The organism is Corynebacterium argentoratense (genome assembly GCF_021491455.1).
In the GTDB taxonomy this organism is placed as follows: Bacteria; Actinomycetota; Actinomycetes; order Mycobacteriales; family Mycobacteriaceae; genus Corynebacterium; species Corynebacterium argentoratense_A.
The window spans coordinates 371,474-388,982 of the sequence record NZ_JAKETN010000001.1 but is presented as its reverse complement, the minus strand read 5'-3'; the positions used below and the strand labels follow the sequence as shown (position 1 = coordinate 388,982).

Here is a 17,509-nt window from a genome sequence, read left to right as displayed (position 1 = left end):
CATGCCAATCATTGTTTTTGATGCCCTCGTCCCAGCCGACGCCCAACCTGCACTACACCAGCGTTTCAGCGCCCTCGCGGATTCCCTCGTTGAGCAGGGGTATGCCAAGCGGTTGGAAGTCGAGTGTTCTGCAGTCAAGCTCGAGGACGAGGCTGACCAACAGCTACGAGCTGTTTACGAGGAACAGCACGGTGGTGACACTACGGACGCACCGGCCCACCGATTCACGATCAAAGTAGGGGAGAATGCTAAGAGCTTGAACGAAACCGCAATGACTTTTGCGCGTCTGCTAACCCCACAGGCGGAACTTCCCGCTGAGGCCTACGCCCTAGAATGCCACGACCTTTATGAAGTACCGGACACCTACCCATGGATGGTTAACGTGCACCCAGGCGGGGCATAAGCTGCACCAATGCATCCTGCAACGCAGACGCTGCCTCCGATGCATCCGCGTAGTCACCACAGGGGATAACGGCATGGGGGATGGCCTCAGGTAATTCAACCTCGGTGCCGATGAATGCCACCGGCCGGCCGGTGGATGAGAAAGCGCCGGCAACCGTCGCGACGTCATTAACCGTTGTAGCGGTGACCGCATCAGTGATTGCGACAATGACATCCGCGACGTCATCCTCAGAGTCGGTGCCTGAGCCAGAGCCAGAGCCGGGGCGATCATGCCCCAGCATTGAGGCGATAAAACGTGCGGCAGGTAGGGGGGAAGTGCCAGGTCGCATCCACTCCAAGGCGATACCAATGCCACCGCCTACTGCTAGTCCTGCGATGGATGGATCAACTCCGAGGACATCACAGACCTGAGTGCAACACGGCTTTGCTGGGCTGTTTCGGCGGCCATCGCGGGTGACAAGCACAAATTCGACACCCAAGGCCTTGACATCGAACTGGGCGGTATCCACAGAGGCAATCTCATCCAGTGCGCCCGGCGCGACAGTGGTGTGCGCGGCGTCATGAAACTGCGCGCCAAGCGCTGTGAGAAGCCCGGTGCCGGCATCACAGGTGGCAACACCGTCGACGAGTAGGGCGATGATGTGCACGCCGCGGCTTATTGCATCGGCAACCAACACACCGACACCATAGGTATCGCCGCCCTGGCTAGCGCACAGGGGAGCGCAATCGATGATCGCCTGGGTGCCGCCGGCGATGAGGGTGTACGAGGCCTCCGTCAGCTGACCATCTGCTGTCACCGTCGGCAGCGTGACGACCTGTGCCTCGCCGGCGTCAACCATAGCCGCACCTAAAGCGTTCAAGTCATAAGGGGCGACGGTGCAGTGCGTCGCGGGGAACGCGGACTCCATCACCGCGCTGGTGATAGCGGATGCTTGGGTTGCACTCAGTCCGGCGATCGCTTCCACGGCGAAGAGGATTGATGGGGTGGGATTGGTGGCGGCATCAGAAGGCATGGGCACAATTCTAGGCTGGCTATATTAAAAGCATGAACCACAGTCTTCTACACCCCCGGCTGCGCCGATCTGTCAGCCGGCGCGTCACAGGCGCACTGGCCGTACTTGTTGCTTGCTCAGGCATCCTCGCGCCCGCCGCGCAAGCTGAGGAGTCCACCACCGCCGCCCCAAGCGGTGCCGTCAAAGGTATTCCGCGCAGCACGGCACGAGGGGCAATTGAAACCAACGGGGTGGAAGGCCCCATCGCTTATAGTCTGGCGCAGGCCAAATGGAATGAGTATTACGCCGGCTATCAGCCCCTGATTCCACAAGGCACCAACAATCCCGAATGCAAGGTCACCCCGGAGCATCCCGAGGCAATCATCATGGTGCATGGCACCGTCTCTAGTTTTTACGGGGACTACTCCAATATGGGTGCACGTCTGGCACAAGAAGGATGGTGCGTGTTTGGTATTGACTACGGTGCCGGCCCGCGCAGCGAGGACGGTTTCGGGTGGACGTCACTGACTGAATCCGTTAAGCAGCTTGATGCCGCGATCGCTGCGGCGCGCGCTACCTCCGGGGCGCAGAAAGTGTCCCTGGTCGGCTATTCCCAAGGCTCTGCTCTGGCCCGCTATTGGGCCAACAAGGTCGATAAGGGCCAGCACACCGCGATGGTTGTGGGAATTGGTACTCCGACCCGCGGTGCGACGGTGCGGGGCCTGACCAACCTGATTCCCTTCCTGCCGCCGCAGGTGCGTGACTTCGCGCTGTCGCCCTCACTGCTTGAGCTGGTGGCTGGCAGCGAGTTTGTCACCATGCTTAACGAGGGAGGGGAGACCGTGCCTGGCGTGGATTACGTGACCATCAACTCGAATTTCGACGAGGTCGTGGCTGACCTGGAGCTCAAGGCGGTGCAAGGGGAGCGGGCACGCAACCTGATCCTGCAGGACCTCTGCCCGAATACCTTTACCGATCACCTCTACATCACCTACGACCCGCTGACGATCGACACCGTATCCCGCGTGCTGGTCGACCCGGATTCCGGCGCTGCCCCCGATCGGCCGCAGTGTCAGCCAGTGCCGCTGGGCTATGGGATTCCGGATATCGCCTACGTCGCCTACCTCCGCAAGCTTGGCTTCCTGCCCGGCATGCAGGCAGCTGTCACCTACGGCCCCGGACAAGGGGAGCTGCTGTAACTGCTTGATGCGTGCACGCTTTGCGCTGAGCCTCGCGACGTCATTAAGTATTTTTTATGGCGGTTAAGCGGGGCTTTTCTATAGTGTGACACAAATTACCCTATTTAGAATTGCGTTAATTTCTATAGGTCGGCAGAATGGGGAGCGAACAACCCCCACCTACCCGCCTACCCGGCGGAGATTGGACGAGAACATGACAAACGCAGACACTGCGAACATGACCGTCGAAGAGCAGGTCGCCAGCTACTACGACATGCTGCTCAAGCGCAACGCCGGCGAGCCCGAATTCCACCAGGCCGTCGCCGAGGTGCTCGACTCCCTCAAGATCGTCCTCGAAAAAGACCTCCACTACGCCGACTACGGACTCATCCAACGCCTCTGCGAACCCGAGCGCCAGCTCATGTTCCGCGTCCCGTGGGTAGACGATGAAGGCGTCGTTCAGGTCAACCGCGGTTTCCGCGTCCAGTTCAACTCCGCAATCGGCCCCTACAAGGGCGGCTTGCGTTTCCACCCCTCCGTTAACCTGGGCATCATCAAGTTCCTCGGCTTCGAGCAGATCTTCAAAAACTCCCTCACCGGCCTGCCCATCGGCGGCGGCAAGGGTGGCTCCGACTTCGACCCCAAAGGCAAGTCTGACGCGGAAATCATGCGCTTCTGCCAGTCCTTCATGACCGAACTGTACCGCCATATCGGCGAATACAGGGACGTCCCGGCCGGCGACATCGGCGTTGGTGGCCGCGAAATCGGCTACCTCTTCGGTCAGTACCGTCGCCTCGCGAACCAGCACGAATCCGGCGTCCTCACCGGCAAGGGCCTGACCTGGGGTGGCTCCCTAGTGCGTACCGAAGCAACCGGCTACGGTCTGGTCTACTTCACCAAGGAAATGCTCGCAGCCCACGGTGCATCCTTCTCCGGCTCCAAGGTCATCGTTTCCGGCTCCGGTAACGTCGCCATCTACGCTATCGAAAAGGCCCAGGAACTCGGCGCAACCGTTATCGGTTTCTCCGACTCCAGCGGCTGGGTATCCTGCCCCGGCGGTGTTGACGTAGCGAAGCTCAAGGAGATCAAGGAAGTTCGCCGCGAGCGCGTCACCGCATACGTCGACGAGGTCGAAGGTGCCGAGTTCCACTCTGAGGGCTCCATCTGGGACCTCGAGTGCGACATCGCGCTGCCGTGCGCCACCCAGAACGAGCTCGATGGCGAGCACGCCAAGAAGCTCGCAGACAACGGCTGCCGCTTCGTCGCCGAGGGCGCCAACATGCCCTCAACCGCAGATGCTATCGAGGTCTACCGCGAGCGCGGCATCCACTTCGGCCCCGGCAAGGCTGCCAATGCCGGCGGTGTTGCTACCTCCGCACTCGAGATGCAGCAGAACGCATCCCGCGACTCCTGGTCCTTCGAATACACCGACCAGCGCCTGCACGACATCATGGCCAACATCTTCAAGACCTGTGCAGAAACCGCCAAGGAATACGGCCACGAGGGCGACTACGTCATCGGTGCTAACATTGCCGGCTTCAAGAAGGTTGCCGACGCAATGCTTGCACAGGGTGTCATCTAACCAACGCCCTTAAAAACACAATAAGCCGCTACCCAACGAACAGTAGGGTAGCGGCTTATTTGCGTTCAGCCTGGTTTATTCGGCTGAGATCGGGGGATTATTCCCCGCGAAAGCCGGAAGCGTACGTCTCTAGCTAGTGACGGTTGTCATCGCCGACGAACACGGCGTCATCAATCCAGAAGCCTGCCCCGCCAGAATTCTCAACGGAACCGCAGAAGAGGTCGTCGAGATCCTAGGCATCATGGGGCTCGATGCCGGAGGCGACTACATTCCCCCGCAGGTGAAGGTGGGGCCGCTCAGCCACGACGGTAATGGCCACGTCATCCAGCCAATCGGCAACCTGGATGACGCCGCCGCGATTAACCTAGAACACTTCGACGACGGCTACGTCGACTTCCTGATCATCCACACCGTCGAAGAGCAGCTCGCAACTGCAGGCCTGTTGACCGCCATTGAATCCGCCAACTACGTCAGCTCCCTTGGAGGTCTTAAAGCCCGCGTTAATATCATTGAATCTGCGGAAGACTCTAATCGGATCCAAATCGTCAGCCCCCAATGTCTACCCGTAGGCGGAGTCATGTACGTCGAGCAGCTAGGACACGACTACAGAATGTTCCTCGAAAAGGCGTCATCGCGGTGATCCACAGCCGCAAAACCATGGACGACGCACTCCAGAGCTAGGACGCCAGTGCGCTCAGCGGCGCGCCGACAAGTGCCAGCTTAAGGATCTACGTATTGTTTTAAAGCATGTACCGCGTTTTTGAATCCCTAAACGAAATGGTCCAGATCGTCGACCAGGCTTACGGCGTTCCAATGACCGCCAACTGCATGGTTCCCCGCAACGAGATGCAGTTGCTGCTCGACGATCTCCGCAACGCACTGCCCGCAGAGCTCGATGACGCCCAAGACGTCCTCGACCACCAGGACGAGATCATTGGCGAAGCATCTGAGCGCGCACGCACACTGGTCGACGACGCAGAAGCTGAAGCCGAACAGACATTGGCAGAGGCAAAAAACAATGCCGAGCTGACCATTGAAGATGCGCACGCTCGTGCCACCTCGATGGTGTCCAACGCCCAAGATGAAGCACAGCGCATCATCGATGACGCGCGCCGCGAAGCCGAGGCTGTGAAGTCCCGTGCAGAGGCTGAAGCCGAGCGCCTGATCGCCAGCGGTAACGATCACTACGAACGCAGCATTAATGAGGCCCTGGCCGAGCAACACCGCCTTGTCAGCGAGGCCGAGGTCGTGCGCCGAGCAAACGAGGAGGCACACCGCATCGTCGACGCAGCCCACGCCGAGTCCAACCAGCTGCGCGGCAAGTGTGATGAGTTTGTCGATTCCAAGCTCGCAGAGTTCGAAGCATCCATGTCTGCGGTAATCCGCCAGATCAGCGCTGACCGTAGCGCATTGCGTCGCGGCGCGGGAGTCTCCCGTGGTCAGTCCGCTGAGCGTCGTAGTCACCGCGGCTACGACGCAGATGGGCATGACTCCGGCTACGATAGCTAGCCATGAGCCCCCGACAGAATTCGGATAACACCAACCCACTCGTCTTCAACATCGCTAAGCTCGCACAGGCCTCAGCCACGAGCGATGTTCGCCACGTACACGGTCCCGCAGCGCAGCGCATCGGCTTGCCGATGATCGCTATCGAGCAAGGTAGTGAACTAGACATCGATGCCACGCTCACACCCTTGGGTGGTGGCATCTTGGTCGATGCATCGGTCGAATCCGATGTGCATGGGCAGTGCAGCCGCTGCCTTGCGCCTATTGACGCCCGCGAGCTGTTCCGCATCGAAGAAGTTTTTGCCCTCAGCAACGATTTCATTGAAGACAACACTGGCGATGATGACGAAGACGCAGAGGTGGTTACCGTCATCGAGGGGGATGAAATTGACCTCACGCAAGCGCTTATTGACGTCGCGGGACTGGCGCTGCCGTTTAACCCAGTGTGTGAGGATTTCGACGCGGAATGTTCCGATGAGGAGGTCCCAGCGCCTGACGGCGTGTCCGGGGAGACCGTGGGGCTAGACCCGCGTTGGGCCGCACTGGAGAAGTTTAAAGGGGAATCATAGATGAGCCGCCGTAGCGGAAAAGAAGCCAAAGGGCCCGCAGCATGGGACAAGGCTTTTGCCGAAGTTGATCAGGCTGCCATTGTGTCGGCGTTTGGCGTCGAGTTGGAACCCGAAGTTCTTCGTCTGGCACTGACCCACCGATCTTTCGCGAACGAAAACGGCGGCTTGCCCAACAATGAACGCTTAGAGTTCCTAGGCGACGCCGTGCTAGGGCTTTCTGTTGCGGCGAAGCTCTACAGCGTTCATCCGAATCGCCCCGAAAGCGATATTTCAAAGATGCGCGCCAACGTCGTCAGCCGATACGGGCTGGCAGCTGTAGCGCGAACAATCGACCTAGGACAGTATGTTCTCCTGGGGCAGGGAGAGCTCCAGACCGGTGGCAGGGACAAAGACTCCATCCTTGCAGACACCATGGAAGCAATCATCGGGGCCGTCTACCAGACCTACGGGTTCGAAGTCGCACGCGCGATGGTTCTGCGTCTATTTGAAGACAACATCGCTAAAGCCACCGTCGGCGGCCAATATGCTGACTGGAAGACCACCCTCCAAGAGCTCGCCAGCGAACTCGGTGTGGGCCCTGCGCGCTACGAATTGACGCGAGTAGGGCCAGACCACGATCCGACCTTTACCGCGACATGCACTGTTGATGGTGACATCGTGGCTACCGGTACCGGCCCGAACAAGAAAACTGCAGAGCGTACTGCGGCCGAGCACACCGCGGCGCTGCTTGCTGCACGTTACATTGATGCACCAGATCCGATGCAGGCTTTCCTCGATGCGCGTACGGCGGCCACACCCGTCGCAACCCTTGAAAGCTTCCGCCAGCAAAATGGCGAGGGCGCACAGGGGCAGCCCACGCAGCAGGATTAACGACCATCCACTTAGCCGTACCCAGTGCGCACGCGTCCGCGTGCCTGGGTTACGCTAAGTACTCATGAACGAAAAATCCACCGTGCTGGACCAGGTGCAATCAGTCGTCGATGCATTGTCCGGCTACCTTTGGCAAGGGGTCACCTGGCTCCTGATTCTCGCTGGTCTGTACTTCTGCTTCCGCACCATCGTCGTGCAGGTGCGTTACTTGCCTGCAATGTTTGGTGCAATTACCGAAAAACCGTCGAAGTCGCAAAGCGGCCGCGACGGTATTTCTTCTTTTAAGGCCTTTACCATTTCCGCGGCGTCACGCGTTGGTACAGGCAACGTCGCTGGCGTCGCCATTGCGGTGACCACCGGTGGACCCGGTGCGGTGTTCTGGATGTGGATGTTGGCGATCATCGGTGGAGCTTCCTCGTTCGTCGAGTCCACCCTCGCCCAGGCATACAAGGTGCGCGATGCCGACAACTATCGTGGCGGCCCGGCCTACTACATCCGAAAAGGCCTCGGTGCGAACTGGGCATGGTTGTCCGTCGTGTTCTGCGTGCTCATCACCGTCACCTACGGTTTCGTCTTCAACGCAGTGCAGTCCAATTCGATTGCTGACTCGATTGTGACCTCGTTCCCCAGCTTTGACCCCAACCGTGTGAAGTGGATCGTTGGCATCGCACTGGCGGTCATCACCGGTGTCGTGATTTTCGGTGGCGTTCACCGAATCGCGTCGGTCACCCAGGTGATTGTCCCGCTGATGGCAGTTGCATACATTGTGGTTGGTTTCATCGTCGTGGTTATCAACATCGGCGAGGTCCCCAACATGGTTGCCCGCATCGTTGAAAACGCTTTCGGTGTTCGCCAATTCGGCGGCGCCGCACTAGGTACCGTCATCATGACCGGCATCAAGCGTGGCCTGTTCTCTAACGAGGCCGGTATGGGTTCGGTGCCCAACGCCGCCGCAACTGCATCGGTATCCCACCCCGTCAAGCAGGGCCTCATTCAGACCCTCGGCGTGTACTTCGACACCATCGTGGTGTGTTCAATCACCGCCTTCATCATCTTGCTGGCTAACCCCGACCTTTCAGCAGAAACCGGTGGCATCAACCTCACCCAAACTGCACTGTCCGATAGCGTCGGCGCATGGGGCGTGCACTTTTTGACCATCGTCATCTTCTTCCTCGCCTTCAGTTCTGTCATCGGTAACTACTACTACGGCGAAGCCAACATCGAATACCTGTCCGGCTCCAAGGGCGTTCTCACGGCCTTCCGCGTATTGGTTTCTTTGTGCGTGCTCGGTGGCGCACTCGGCTCCATCCCGCTGGTCTGGGCCCTTGCCGACGTGTTCTCCGGCCTCATGGTGGTTATCAACTTGATCGCTATCGTCCCCTTGTGCGGTGTGGCCGTGGCGTTGCTGGCGAACTTCGACAAACAGCGCGCAGCTGGCCTCAACCCGGTGTTCCACCGCGACGACATCCCCGGCATCCGAGGCTACGAGGGTATGGAATGCTGGGACGGCTCCGATCCGCTGACGCACCGAGATGAGCACGACCAAGCCGCACTTAGCGGCTAAGGGGCAAAGCGGTTAAAATACCGGCGTGCACCTAAAATCGCTGACGCTGAAAGGATTCAAGTCCTTCGCGTCAGCAACCACCCTGAAATTCGAGCCCGGCATCTGTGCCGTTGTCGGGCCGAATGGCTCCGGCAAATCCAACGTGGTGGATGCCCTGGCGTGGGTGATGGGGGAGCAGGGGGCTAAAACCCTGCGCGGCGGGAAGATGCAGGACGTCATCTTTGCCGGGGCGGGGGACAGGAAACCTCTCGGACGTGCAGAAGTCACCCTGACCATCGACAATTCCGATGGGGCACTCGACATCGACTACACGGAGGTGTCGATTACTCGTCGTATGTTCCGCGACGGGGCAAGCGAATACGAAATTAATGGTGCCAAAGCCCGCCTGATGGACATCCAGGAGTTGCTCAGTGACTCCGGTATCGGCCGCGAAATGCACGTCATCGTCGGCCAGGGCCGATTGGCTCAAATCCTGGAGTCCCGCCCAGAGGAACGCCGCGCGTTTATCGAAGAGGCCGCGGGCGTGCTTAAACACCGCCGACGGAAAGAAAAAGCCCAGCGCAAGCTCGTCGGCATGCAGGCGAATGTCGATCGATTGCACGACCTCACTGACGAACTTAAGCGCCAACTCAAACCGCTGGCACGTCAGGCGCAAGCCGCTAGTCGCGCAGCGACGGTCCAGGCGACGGTGCGTCAAGCCCGCCTAGTGCTGGCGGCAGACCAGATTACAACCTTGCGTGCGCAGGTAGACAGCAGTGAGCATGACGTCGCGTTGGTCGCTGAACAGCTCGCAGAAGTCACCGCCCAGGCTGACGAAGCCGCTGCGCGGCGTGAGGAGCTAGAGCGGGTAGTTGAAGAGCTTGAACCCAAGGTCGCTGCTGCGCAGCAACGGTGGTTTGATTGTTCAGCATTGTTTGAGCGCACCCAGGCAACGGAGCGTATCGCTCGCGAGCGAGTCTCCAATACGGGGCAGTTTAGCGCTTACCAGGGGCCCGATCCCGAGGAGCTGCAGGCCCGGGCAGACCAGGCTGATGCTCAACTACAGCAGTTGGAGCAGCAGGTAGCAATCGCTACGGAGCGCTGTGAAGTAATCGCAGACCAAGCCGCAGAGGTGGAACAAAAGGCCCGTGACGCCGAGCGTGAGCACATGGCGCAGGTCAGGGCTATCGCGGATCGCCGCGAGGGCGTCATCAAACTTATTGCTGCAGCGGAGTCCCTGGAGGCTCGACGCGAGCAAGCTGCCGCCGACGCGGAGTCTTTAGAGGAACAAGCGGAAGAAGCCTTTGAGCGCGTGGAGGTGACGCGTCGCGCCCTCGAACAGCTGGTGGACACGCAAGCATCCTCATCTTCCACCCGCGAGCCTCTGGCGCAAGCCGACGCGCAAGCACAGTCAGAGGCGAAAGCTGCAGAAGCTCGCGTGGATGAACTCACCGCGCGGGAGCGGGAGCTGGAACGCGCGGTGTCGCGCCTGCAAGCAACGATCGATACTTTGGGCTCCCAGGTTCGGCAGCAGTCGGCCTCAGCTGCAGATCATGTGGGCACGCTTGCTCCGGTAGCTGAGTTTCTGTCGGTCGAGGACGGGTTTGATAAAGCTTTGGCCAGTGCTTTGGGTGATTTTGCTTCGGCTTTCGTGGCCCGCGATGTGCCTGCCTCGGCGCACAAACTCGCCGAGGTTCTGGCCGGAATTGATGACGCCGCGGTTGATCGCGTGGCATTGTTGTCGCCCGGAGATGCACAGTCGTGGCGTTTGGATATTGACTTGCCAGCTGGCGCATCATGGTTGCTTGACCACGTCGACTTTAAGGATTCGGACGGGCAGGGTCATGGGGTGTCCCCAGTCGCGGTGGCTCTCAACCGGATCTTGGTGGATGTTGCCGTTGTAGAAAGCACAGCTCAGGCGATTGATGTGGTGGTCACTGAGCCTCGTCTGCGTGTGGTCACCCCCAGTGGCCGCCTGTTCGGCCAGGGCTGGTGTGTGGTGGGACAAGGCAGCCCCACACCAGTCGAAGTAGGTGCGGATATTGCCCGTGCACAAGCCCAGCTGGCTGCCGTGACTGAAGAGCTAGAGCAGATGCAAGGCACCTTGGCTGGAGCACGCACCGCGGCCCAGGACGCCCGCATTGCTGCAGCCACCGCGGCGTCAAAAATTAAGGAACATGACGCCGCGGTCACCGCACTCGAACGCGAACACAGCCAGGCAGCAAACGCCCACGAACATGCGAAAAAAGCGCACGAGAAAATCACAGCCCGGCTGGTTGCCGCACAGCAACGCGTCGCTGACATCGAGCAGCAACTAGCCGAAGCCAACGACAGGCTGGAACGGGTTGAACAACCCGAAGACGCCGAGGAACCCTCAACCGCAGAGCGCGACCAAGCCCAGGCGGAACTCGCGCAAATTAAAGCCATGGAAATGGAAGCCCGACTGTCGGTGCGCACCGCAGAGGAACGCGCACACCAAGCACGCGGGCGCGGTGAGACGCTACGCAGGCAAGCACAGCAAAGCCTCGAAGCGCGGGCGGCGCACGACAAAGCGATGGCGGCGAAGCAACACCAAGCACGCGTAGCCGAAGTTGTCATGGAATGCGCAGCGATCCTCGCCCAACGACTTGAAACCGAAATTAGTGAGGCAACCGCCACCAGGGATCAGCTTGCCGAACAGAAAAACACCGCGAGCGCCGCACTGGCTCAAGCCAAAGACGCCGCGCACACCCTCGAAGTGCACAAGGCACGCCTGTCGGACAAAAACCATGCCGCCGACGTCGCCCGCAGCAGGGCACAAGTGCGTGCCGAAGAAGCCGAAGCCACAGTCGTCGAACAGTTGGGTCTCAGCGTCGAGGAACTACTAGCCGACAACCCCATTGACGAAGACTTCGACCGCGAACACTGGCAGCGCACCCTCAAGAAGGCAGAAAAAGACCTCCAGGCGCTTGGCAAGGTCAACCCGCTGGCTCTGGAAGAATACAAAGCTTTGCAGGAACGCTTCGAATACCTCAACACGCAGCTAGCCGATGTCGAACAGGCGCGCGCGGACTTACGCGACGTCATCAATGAAGTAGATGACAAGATTCTGCAGCTGTTTAGCGACGCGTGGACTGATGTCGAAGCCGCCTTCCCCGAAGTGTTCGCCACTCTGTTCCCCGGGGGCGAAGGACGCTTGGTGCTGACCGACCCGGACGACATGCTCACCACAGGCATCGAGGTAGAAGCCCGGCCGCCAGGCAAGCGAGTCAAACGCCTATCGCTGCTGTCCGGTGGCGAAAAATCACTTACTGCGCTGGCGATGCTCGTGGCCATCTTCAAGGCGCGCCCCAGCCCTTTCTACGTGATGGATGAGGTCGAAGCAGCGCTCGATGATGTCAACCTGCGCCGTTTGATCAACCTGTTCGAGCAGCTCAGGCAGTCCAGCCAGCTGATTGTCATCACACACCAAAAGCCCACCATGGATGTCGCCAACGTGCTTTATGGCGTAACCATGCGCGGCGATGGTGTGACCAGGGTGATCAGTCAGCGCATGTCGCCGGCGTAGCGTTGGGCGGCTGGTAATATTTGCGTCCATGACTGAAGCCGCCGCACCACATCCGATTGCAGATCTTTCCGATTCACTCCTCGGGTGGGCGTCACGGACCGAAGTCGAATTACAAACGCGACTGTCCGCGCCGTGGTTCTTCGAAGCAAATATCCCTTCAGACGAGCTTGACCTGCTGGAACGCTTCTACGGCATTTTTCTCAACCGGCAAATCACTGCAGGGGCGGACCCACGCGAACTTCTATTGATGACGCCGCGTCTGGCTAGCGCCACACTGTGCTCCCGCGGTGCGCGCACTGTCGACGGGGACGCCTTCGTCGCCGAATACACTGCCGGGCTTGGTATCCACGGCACCGCAGCTGAGGCACTGGGGGATTGCTTAAGCACCGAGGGTTTTATTCGTAGCCTTGTTGACGCTGCCGGGCTCCAGGCCGGGGACCCGGAGAGTTACACCAGCGATGCCGCCCTCTGCGCCCTTCACGCGGGCCTCAACAACCCCGAAGTAGTCAGCATCCTCGCGGCACTAGACGCACACGATGCAGACGTTGACGCAGCACTAGATGCACTAACGCAAGGCGCTGAAGACACCACTGAAGGAGACGAAGCACACGCAGCCCCCGAATACGACTTCACCGCGCCGCTAACCTTGCGCGCGGCCGCAACGCACCGCGACGTCATTGCCCAATTAGTAACCGCAGTGGCCACTGTCCGCGCATTCACCATCGACGAGCCGCGCTGGAGTGACCAAATCCCGGACCTCGTTGACCAAGGCGTACCCGTAGCAGTGGTCGAATCCGCAACAGCAGAACTCAAAGAACGCCCCGCAGGCACAACATATCGCCACGTCGCCGTAGGTACCGCCACACGCGAACGCACGCCGCGGCTCATTCTGGACACCCGACGCCGCAAAGTCTGCCTGCGCCTGCCCGAACAACCACTCGAGAACCCGGACGCCGAAATAGCGTGGCGCATCCGCGTCGGCGACAACACGCGCGTCTACCGCACCTCCAAACCCTGGGGAGAAGTCAACGCGCTGAGCGAAGCCCTCGACGTTGCCATCGAACACCAGGCGCGCGAAATCACCGTGACAGCCTCAATGACCGACACCCAGTGGATCGTTCCCTGCGTCGATGCAGCAGACCCCGTGCTCATCTTCACCCCCAAGGGGCAAAACATCACCGACAAACGCTCCGTGCACTACGGACACGTGTGGGTTGTGTGCCCCACCGACAGCAGCATCCACGATGTTGTCAGCGGGCAGGAAATGAGCATCGAAGACACCTTCCAACCTGCAGGCTGGGACGGCTGGAGCGCCTACCTAGTCAGCACCGAACAAGCGGACAGCCTCACCATCACCCAAGCAGGGGACACCCCCAGCATCACCACGCACATCCGCGCAGTAGACCCACGCCAACGCGTCATCTTCCGCGACCCCTCCGATCCAGTATCGTGCCTGCGATCCACCACGCGGTTGCGCGTATTTGGAGCATCCCTCGTCGCAGAATTCCCACCCACCGTCTCTGGCGACATCGAAACCTGGTACATGACCATCAGTTCTTTCGCAGGCGCAGACAACTCCGGTGAAGAAGTCTCCCCGCCGGAGCCCCTAGAAATCCCGGCCGAAGGTGGAGAGTTCGAAGTATTCGACTCCACCCTCTACGACGCCCCATGGGTAGGGGAGTACCACGTACGCATCCGCGGCCCCCGCAACGAATCCTTCCGACACGAATTTGCCATCATCGAAGGCATCGACTCCACCTTCGATGTTTCCGGCGCGTGCAGCTCCTTCCGTATCCCCTCCATCGAAGGACTATCCGCCGCACAGCTTAGCGTACGTGCAGGTGAGAAACCTTTTGATATTTCTCCATCGCGCATCATTAGTGTCGAGCCCACCGCGCCGGGTGCGGAGTTTGTCGTGTCGACTGAGGAAGGCGACGCGATGCCGGTGTGGTTTAAGCCTCCGCGCCTGAGGTTCGACATTCCGATGATCACCCAGCCGTCGATGTGGCGAACCACCCGCATGGTCGCCCAGCCGCGTTCGTTTGACCCCGATGGTGTGCTGCGCGTCCGGGTGACCAGATTGCCTGGTGTGTTGGTTGATCCGAAGGCTAGCGTGCGTAATCAGCACGGGACGCCGTTGCGTACTGTGAAGCTGGTTGCGGAAGATGAAGTGACCTATTGCGTACCGATGCGGGCGCTCGCGCAGGCTATGTCTGGGATGGTATCCGGCCGCTTGGATTTGGAGTGGACAGACAAGCGAAGCGACAGGCGTGTGTCGGTTAACCTCGCGGAAATTTCAACCGTGCCGGACGCTAAGGGCGCAGAGCTTAGTGATGGTTCAATCATTTTTGATGACGTCGCGGAGCGTGCTCTGGGTGCGTGGGTGTGGCCGTTGACGGCGCCGTGGTGCCCCGGAGTGACCATTGAGGTGCGTGATGGAAAGGCCCTTCTACCGGAGAGCTTTGTTGATGCAGGCCCCTTGGCGGTGCAGTTGTTTTCTGCCGATAAGTTCAATACCTTGCGTGCCCCGTTGACTCCGGGGGTGGATTCCTTTGAAGTTACGCAGCCAGGGTTCTTTGAGGCGCAGCCGGAAGACTTCGCCCAACTGTCCGCCTTCTTTGCAGGCGAGTCAGAATCTGTTCCTTCGAGTGAGCGGATTGTGCCGCTGTTGTGGGAGTACGTCTCCGAGTTGGGTTCCGCACCGGTAATGGCTCGTACCGCTGAGGCTGCGCGTGAGGCACTTGCGGCGCACCCGCGGCAGGCTTTGGGCGGCTTGTCGCAGTCATTGGTTCCCGCAGAGCTCAAACCTCGTCAATTGATTTCCGCGACCTTGGTCAACAAGCTGTTTGATGCTGAACAGGCAGCTGACGGTGTGCACAGGGCCCCATGGATTGCAGCGTTGGAAAAACTCGCTGACTTAAGCACAGTATTGGTCGGCGCCCAGGGGGCAGAGGGACCTGTCGACCCCGATCCGGTGCTGGTTCGTTCACTGCGCTCGGAATTGGAACAGGAATTTGGTCACCGCTTGGTTGAAACCCTTGCGACTGGGCGTGACGCCACGTTGGAGGCAGCATGCATTGACGCATCGACTGTGGCCATTGCTCACATGGCGCCTGCCCAACAGCAAGCGCTATTGGATATGTTCTTCTCGCAGGCGCAGATTGTCCCGGGGCCGATTATGGAAGACTCTGCGCGTCTACTGGCAGTGTTTGAAGCATTCGACAGGCGAGAAGAACTAGGAAGCTTGTTGGAAGACCGTGAGGCGATTAAGTCCGCTGTCTCTTTGCTCAAGGGCCTCAAGGGTGCGCAGCGTGCATTGTATGGGGCAGCCCGTGTGCGTTTCGACAAGTTGGACGGTGTCGACACCGAAAATTCGGATAATTTGTGGGCACTCGTTCCGGTGATTTCCATCGTGTTTGCCCTGGCTGCACGCATGCAGGCTCACGGGTTGATGGGCAAATCAAAGGTGCTCGCCTCTTCTGCTCCAGCGTGGGCGGCGATGGCCGAACTTGTGCCTGACCTCGTCACTGGTGACCTCGTTGCTGCTGAGGCGATGGTGATCGCAACGAAGTTTCCTGGCCTAGCGGGATAGCCAAATCCCCGCAGTTGGGTGCCGCTGGCTACTATGGACAGCATGACAAACTCGGTTCTCTTGTTGGTTTTGCTGGCCCTAGTCGTTGCAGTGTTGATCGTTGCACTAATCGTGGTGCTCGGGCTGCAACGCAAAAAGAACAAGACTATTTCCTTTAGCAAAGAGGAGCAGCCTAAAGAAATCGACCAGAGTACCCAGTCGGGTAACTACACCAGCCAGGGCGGATTTAATTTCGCCCCGGCCGAGGACAAGCCTCGCGAGAAGTTGTTGGTGGATCAACCCCGCCCTGTAGCGCAGCCAGAACCGGTGGTCGAGCCGGAACCGGTTGTGGAGCCCGAGCCGGTGGTCGAACCTGAACCGGTCGTCGCGCCGGAACCGATTGCGGAACCCGAGCCGGAACCGGTGGTTGAGCCCGAGCCGGTTGTAGAACCTGAGCCTGCGCAGAAGATTGATGAACCCGCACCTGCAGCTGGTCGGTTGGGGAAGCTGCGTGGTCGACTGTCGCGCTCCCAAAATGTTATTGGGCAGGGCGTACTGGGAATCCTCAGTGCGGGCGACCTTGACGAAGACGCCTGGGAAGAAATCGAAGACACCCTGTTGATGGCCGATCTTGGAACCACCACCACCATGCGCGTCGTTGAAGCCCTTCGCGACAAGATCGCGCAACGCGGCGTCACTAATGAGGCTGAGGCCAAGGCCATGCTCCGTGAAACACTCATTGAGGCATGCAAGCCCGATCTCAACCGTGCAGTCAAAGCAATGCCCGCTGAAGGTAAGCCTGCTGTTGTGCTGGTCGTCGGTGTCAACGGCACCGGTAAGACGACCACTACCGGTAAGTTGGCTCGTGTCCTCGTCTCCATGGGCCACACGGTACTTTTGGGCGCTGCGGATACGTTCCGTGCTGCCGCAGCCGACCAGCTGGAAACCTGGGGGCGCCGCGTCGGTGCAGAAACAGTCCGCGGCAATGAGGGCGCTGATCCCGCGTCTGTCGCATTTGATGCTGTTGCTCGCGGCGTCGACACGGGAGTCGACGTTGTGCTCGTGGACACCGCTGGTCGACTCCACACCTCAGTTGGCCTGATGGATCAGCTCGGCAAGGTCAAGCGCGTGGTCGAAAAGAAAGCCAACGTTGACGAAGTGCTGCTCGTTTTGGACGCAACCATTGGCCAAAACGGACTGATGCAAGCCCGCACTTTCCGCGACGTCGTAGACATCACCGGCGTAGTGCTGACCAAACTCGATGGCACAGCCAAGGGAGGCATTGTCTTCCAAGTTCAAGAGGAACTCGGAGTGCCAGTTAAACTTGTTGGCCTCGGTGAAGGTGCAGACGACCTAGCGCCATTCGAGCCCGAAGCCTTCGTCGACGCTCTCCTGGGATAAGGATCCGATGAAACTCATCACCGCAATCGTCAAGCCGTTCACACTCGACGACATCAAAGACGCCCTCGAACAACTCGACATCCACGGGATGACCGTCAGCGAGACCCAGGGATTCGGGCAGCAAAAAGGCCACAGCGAGCTCTATCGGGGGGCCGAGTACGCAGTGGACTTTGTGCCCAAGCTGAAAATTGAAGTTGTGGTCGCCGATAGCGCTGTCGATGATGCCCTCGATGCAATCGTCGACGCCGCACGTACGGGCAAAGTGGGCGACGGGAAAATATGGGTCACCGCTGTCGAAAGACTCATTAGGGTGCGCACCGGAGAATCCGGGGAACAAGCGCTCTAAAC

General features: G+C 59.7%; 13 protein-coding genes. 12 read left to right on the top strand and 1 reads right to left on the bottom strand.

Annotated features, from left to right (window positions below; genetic code table 11):
• The first annotated feature begins 1 nt into the window (after position 1).
• Complete coding sequence (locus L1C91_RS01775; protein ID WP_234857715.1) at positions 2–403, top strand: hypothetical protein; 402 nt, start codon at positions 2–4, stop codon at positions 401–403.
• On the opposite strand, the gene L1C91_RS01770 is transcribed toward L1C91_RS01775, so the two are convergent.
• The gene (locus L1C91_RS01770; protein ID WP_234857714.1) at positions 378–1,415 is read right to left on the bottom strand and encodes a glycerate kinase; all 1,038 of its coding nucleotides are present in this window, start codon (positions 1,413–1,415) and stop codon (positions 378–380) included. The genes L1C91_RS01775 and L1C91_RS01770 overlap by 26 nt on opposite strands.
• A gap of 32 nt (positions 1,416–1,447) precedes the next feature.
• Here L1C91_RS01770 and L1C91_RS01765 point away from each other — a divergent pair, with 32 nt between their 5' ends.
• The 11 genes from L1C91_RS01765 to L1C91_RS01715 all read left to right on the top strand — a co-directional run bounded on the left by L1C91_RS01765 (position 1,448) and on the right by L1C91_RS01715 (position 17,507).
• Positions 1,448–2,593 (top strand): esterase/lipase family protein, encoded by a 1,146-nt coding sequence (locus L1C91_RS01765; protein WP_234857713.1) that lies wholly within the window; start codon positions 1,448–1,450, stop codon positions 2,591–2,593.
• A gap of 217 nt (positions 2,594–2,810) precedes the next feature.
• Positions 2,811–4,154 carry an NADP-specific glutamate dehydrogenase gene (gene gdhA / locus L1C91_RS01760; RefSeq protein WP_234857856.1) on the top strand — a complete coding sequence of 448 codons (1,344 nt, stop codon included), beginning with the start codon at positions 2,811–2,813 and terminating at the stop codon, positions 4,152–4,154.
• A gap of 136 nt (positions 4,155–4,290) precedes the next feature.
• Entirely contained in the window at positions 4,291–4,794 is a 504-nt protein-coding gene (locus L1C91_RS01755) for a hypothetical protein (RefSeq protein ID WP_234857712.1), read from the top strand.
• Positions 4,795–4,901: 107 nt separating this feature from the next.
• Positions 4,902–5,663: a DivIVA domain-containing protein gene (locus L1C91_RS01750; RefSeq protein ID WP_234857711.1), complete on the top strand. Its 762-nt coding sequence runs from the start codon at positions 4,902–4,904 to the stop codon at positions 5,661–5,663.
• Between the two features lie 2 nt (positions 5,664–5,665).
• Positions 5,666–6,229: a YceD family protein gene (locus tag L1C91_RS01745; protein WP_234857710.1), complete on the top strand. Its 564-nt coding sequence runs from the start codon at positions 5,666–5,668 to the stop codon at positions 6,227–6,229.
• Entirely contained in the window at positions 6,230–7,099 is an 870-nt protein-coding gene (gene rnc / locus L1C91_RS01740; RefSeq protein WP_234857709.1) for a ribonuclease III, read from the top strand.
• 64 nt (positions 7,100–7,163) lie between these two features.
• A complete protein-coding gene (locus L1C91_RS01735) occupies positions 7,164–8,663 on the top strand; it encodes an alanine/glycine:cation symporter family protein (RefSeq protein WP_234857708.1) in 1,500 nt (499 codons plus the stop codon).
• Positions 8,664–8,688: 25 nt separating this feature from the next.
• Positions 8,689–12,189 (top strand): chromosome segregation protein SMC, encoded by a 3,501-nt coding sequence (gene smc, locus L1C91_RS01730; protein WP_234857707.1) that lies wholly within the window; start codon positions 8,689–8,691, stop codon positions 12,187–12,189.
• Between the two features lie 28 nt (positions 12,190–12,217).
• The gene (locus tag L1C91_RS01725) at positions 12,218–15,781 is read left to right on the top strand and encodes a hypothetical protein (protein ID WP_234857706.1); all 3,564 of its coding nucleotides are present in this window, start codon (positions 12,218–12,220) and stop codon (positions 15,779–15,781) included.
• Between the two features lie 42 nt (positions 15,782–15,823).
• Entirely contained in the window at positions 15,824–17,161 is a 1,338-nt protein-coding gene (ftsY, locus tag L1C91_RS01720) for a signal recognition particle-docking protein FtsY (RefSeq protein WP_234857705.1), read from the top strand.
• A 7-nt stretch (positions 17,162–17,168) separates the two neighbouring features.
• Complete coding sequence (locus tag L1C91_RS01715; protein ID WP_234857704.1) at positions 17,169–17,507, top strand: P-II family nitrogen regulator; 339 nt, start codon at positions 17,169–17,171, stop codon at positions 17,505–17,507.
• The last annotated feature ends 2 nt before the right edge of the window (positions 17,508–17,509 follow it).

Excerpts from the sequence above, each read along its gene's own strand:
- L1C91_RS01775 (WP_234857715.1), top strand. The coding sequence starts at position 2 with ATGCCAATCATTGTTTTTGATGCCCTCGTCCCAGCCGACGCCCAACCT.
- L1C91_RS01770 (WP_234857714.1), bottom strand. The coding sequence starts at position 1,415 with ATGCCTTCTGATGCCGCCACCAATCCCACCCCATCAATCCTCTTCGCC.
- L1C91_RS01765 (WP_234857713.1), top strand. The coding sequence starts at position 1,448 with ATGAACCACAGTCTTCTACACCCCCGGCTGCGCCGATCTGTCAGCCGG.
- gdhA (WP_234857856.1), top strand. The coding sequence starts at position 2,811 with ATGACCGTCGAAGAGCAGGTCGCCAGCTACTACGACATGCTGCTCAAG.
- L1C91_RS01750 (WP_234857711.1), top strand. The coding sequence starts at position 4,902 with ATGTACCGCGTTTTTGAATCCCTAAACGAAATGGTCCAGATCGTCGAC.
- L1C91_RS01745 (WP_234857710.1), top strand. The coding sequence starts at position 5,666 with ATGAGCCCCCGACAGAATTCGGATAACACCAACCCACTCGTCTTCAAC.
- rnc (WP_234857709.1), top strand. The coding sequence starts at position 6,230 with ATGAGCCGCCGTAGCGGAAAAGAAGCCAAAGGGCCCGCAGCATGGGAC.
- L1C91_RS01735 (WP_234857708.1), top strand. The coding sequence starts at position 7,164 with ATGAACGAAAAATCCACCGTGCTGGACCAGGTGCAATCAGTCGTCGAT.
- L1C91_RS01725 (WP_234857706.1), top strand. The coding sequence starts at position 12,218 with ATGACTGAAGCCGCCGCACCACATCCGATTGCAGATCTTTCCGATTCA.
- ftsY (WP_234857705.1), top strand. The coding sequence starts at position 15,824 with ATGACAAACTCGGTTCTCTTGTTGGTTTTGCTGGCCCTAGTCGTTGCA.
- L1C91_RS01715 (WP_234857704.1), top strand. The coding sequence starts at position 17,169 with ATGAAACTCATCACCGCAATCGTCAAGCCGTTCACACTCGACGACATC.